This is a genomic window from uncultured Legionella sp. (genome assembly GCF_937871865.1).
GTDB lineage: Bacteria > Pseudomonadota > Gammaproteobacteria > Legionellales > Legionellaceae > Legionella.
Genome location: NZ_CALMPD010000023.1, coordinates 1 through 3,080, shown reverse-complemented (window position 1 = coordinate 3,080; position 3,080 = coordinate 1). Strand labels below are relative to the sequence as shown.

Here is a 3,080-nt window from a genome sequence, read left to right as displayed (position 1 = left end):
CTGCCGGAACTACCTTCTTTGAGTTTGCCAAACCAGTTGTTTATGGGGGCGACTATGTGGTGACGATCGCGGCCCAACCGACAGGATTAAGCTGTAAAACAATAAACGGTATTGGTACTAATGTTACAGCCAACGTGACTGATGTACAGGTCAATTGCGCCCCTCTTTCTGTTGGTGATGCCTATGCCAGTGGGGTAGTTTATCGAATTGATGGCAATACAGCATACATTATCAGTCCTTCCGATGTTGTGACCGACGTAATTTGGGGGCCGGATAATGTTAACGTAGCTACCAGTGCGGATAACACATTTGATATCGTCTCTGATAACACCTACACTGCTTTAGCTGGCTCAAACTTCCCTGCCGCTGAAGTATGCCGTAACTATACCGCGGGAAGCGGAGAGAATACCTGGTTTTTGCCGGCAGTAAATGAATGGGCGTTGATAGTTGAGCACCTGACTCGCATTTATCAAAAATCAAGTGAATCAGGTTTTACCTGGTTTACAACAGGCAGTGAGTATTGGAGTTCTACTGAAGGGGGTAGCCTCTTCGCGTATGCGCGGCGCTTTTCCGGTCCTGATTGGAGCCACGAGTACAATGACTATAGGGGGTTTGAACAACGGATTCGTTGTGTTCAGGCTGTAACTTTTTAACCTCTTAATTATTTATTGTTCCAGGCCGCCTTCGCGGTCTGGTGGCGATTGTAATTAAGAGATGGTGTATTATGGCTCTGTATCTAGGAGTTCACTAAACTTTGCCTATAAAATACTTGAGCCTAGCGTTCGATGATTGCAGCAACACCCATTCCTCCGGCGGTGCATACGCTGATTAAAATACGACCTTTTCCTTTTGGGGCCAGCATTTTTGCCGCAGTACCCACTAATCGTCCTCCGGTAGCCGCAAAGGGATGGCCGAGCGCTAAGCTGCCCCCATTGACATTCATTTTTTCTAAATCGATGCTTCCTAATGGTTTTTTGCGCCCCAGAACTGTTTTACAGTATTCTTCCGATTCCCAGGCTTTCAGCGTGCAAAGTACCTGGCCAGCAAAGGCTTCATGAATTTCATAGTAGTCAAAATCCTGCAACGTCAGCTTATTCCTTTCTAGCATCCTGCTCACTGCAATTGTCGGTGCCATGAGTAATCCCGCACCATGCACAAAGTCGACCGCTGCGACTTCGCAATCGACGAAATAGGCAAGGATTTCTTGTTTATTTATTTGAGCCCATTCTGGTGAGCTTAAAAGAACAACGGAGGCACCATCTGTCAGTGGCGTCGAATTTCCTGCGGTTAGGCTGCCCTGGTCTGAGTGATCAAACGCGGGTTTTAATTTTGCTAGTTTTTCCAAAGTGGTGTCTTTGCGAGTAATGGTGTCACGGTTTAATGCATCAAGCTTTAAGATAAGATCATCATAAAATCCTGCGTCATATGCCTTCGCGGCATTCTGATGGGAATGGAATGCCAATTCATCCTGTGCCTGGCGGCTAATTTCCCATTCTTTGACCATCAGTTCACAATGCTCGCCCATGGACAAACCGGTACGCGGCTCCCGAACTGCGGGTAGTTGTGGTTTTAACATGCCAAATCGGAATTGTTTCAGCACTGCGAGTTTTGCTTTAAAGCCTTTGGCTTGCTGCCATTTAATTAAAAAATGAGTCAGCTTTCTTTGCCCAATTAAAGGAATGTCTGAATTGGTATCGGTTCCTCCGCCTATGCCCACATCGATTTGTGCACTGGCAATTTTTAAGGCGATCAGATTAACTGCTTCAAGACCTGTGCCACAGGCTCTTTGGATAGTTAATCCAGGTGTTTCTGGCGCCAATTTACTGCCAAGAACTGCTTCACGCGCCAGATTCCAATCAAAGGGGTGATTGATGACTGCTCCGGCAATCAAGTCGCCCAGCAGTTGTCCTTCAAGGTGTGTTTTCTCGATTAAATCATTAAGGGCTGCACCCAGTAAATCCTGATTTGACTTACCCAAATAATAGGTTTGGGATTTAACAAAAGGAGTGCGAGAACTGTTAATGATGGCTACTTTTTTCTTAAAACTCATACCAACTCCCTTTATTCAGTACTATATTAAGCATATACCAAAATTAATAATCAGTTTTTGGCTGATGTAAAACAGTAAGGGATTATCATGTATACACTTTATTCCTTTGGTACACCGAATGGCTTTAAACCAACCTTAATGCTGGAAGAACTGAAACAGCCCTATACGCTTAAATTAATTGATATCACTAAAAATGAGCAATTTAATCCTGAATTCTTAAAAATTTCACCTAATAATAAAATCCCGGTTTTATATGACCACTCTAATGATTTTTATCTGTTTGAGAGTGTTGCAATAGTGCAATATCTGGCGGAGCAACATCAACAGTTTTTGCCTGAATCATTGAAAGATAAATACACCGTCTTGCAATGGTGTTATTTTCAAGCAGCGCACATAGGCCCTATGTTTGGTCAATTCGGCCATTTTCATCGTTTTGCCAAGGAACAAGTGCCGTATGCCATGCAACGATATGCTGATGAATGCATTCGCTTAATGAATGTGATGGAGTCTCAATTGGCACAAAACCCTTTTATCAGCGGCAAGAATTATACTATTGCTGATATTGCTATCTGGCCTTGGATCTGGTGCTATCAATCCATTTATCAGCAAAACATCGATGAGCAGCAATTCCCTCATTTGTTCGCCTGGTTCCAGAAAATAAATGAGCGTTCTGCAGTGGCGGCTACTTTAAAGGCTTATGGACGTGATTAGAGGAGGCGGTTTGTATTGGTAAGTCTTTTTATCAGGTGCTTTTTGATTAATGCTACATTAGATCCTAATATTATTGTATGAAAAATGATCTTTTATGGTGTGATTTGAGTCGTGATGGATAAAAAAAGAAAGTCCATAGTGCCTATTCATTTAAATACCACGAAACGAATGGCAGAGCATGCCGATGCCAATACGTTAGAAAGAACATTAATCAGTAAACTAATAAACAATGGTCAGAATGAATTCACCATTCATGACCTTGCTTATTATGTTTTGAAATTATTCTCTTCGCATCCTTCCTTAAAAAACAAAGTCATCG

4 protein-coding genes are annotated in these 3,080 nt (G+C 42.7%); 3 read left to right on the top strand and 1 reads right to left on the bottom strand.

Translation table 11 applies throughout. From position 1 onward, the window contains the following. The coding region (locus Q0495_RS01350) for a hypothetical protein (protein WP_298622283.1) at positions 1 to 653 on the top strand (653 nt) is incomplete at its 5' end. A gap of 122 nt (positions 654 to 775) precedes the next feature. On the opposite strand, the gene Q0495_RS01345 is transcribed toward Q0495_RS01350, so the two are convergent. Next, a complete protein-coding gene (locus tag Q0495_RS01345; protein WP_298622265.1) occupies positions 776 to 2,050 on the bottom strand; it encodes an acetyl-CoA C-acetyltransferase in 1,275 nt (424 codons plus the stop codon). A gap of 87 nt (positions 2,051 to 2,137) precedes the next feature. On the opposite strand from Q0495_RS01345, the gene Q0495_RS01340 reads away from it, so the two are divergent. Both Q0495_RS01340 and Q0495_RS01335 read left to right on the top strand, forming a co-directional pair. Beyond that, positions 2,138 to 2,761, top strand: a complete 624-nt coding sequence (locus Q0495_RS01340) for a glutathione S-transferase N-terminal domain-containing protein (RefSeq protein WP_298622263.1) — start codon at positions 2,138 to 2,140, stop codon at positions 2,759 to 2,761. Positions 2,762 to 2,875: 114 nt separating this feature from the next. Then, on the top strand, positions 2,876 to 3,080 hold a 205-nt coding region (locus Q0495_RS01335), incomplete at its 3' end, for a hypothetical protein (protein ID WP_298622262.1).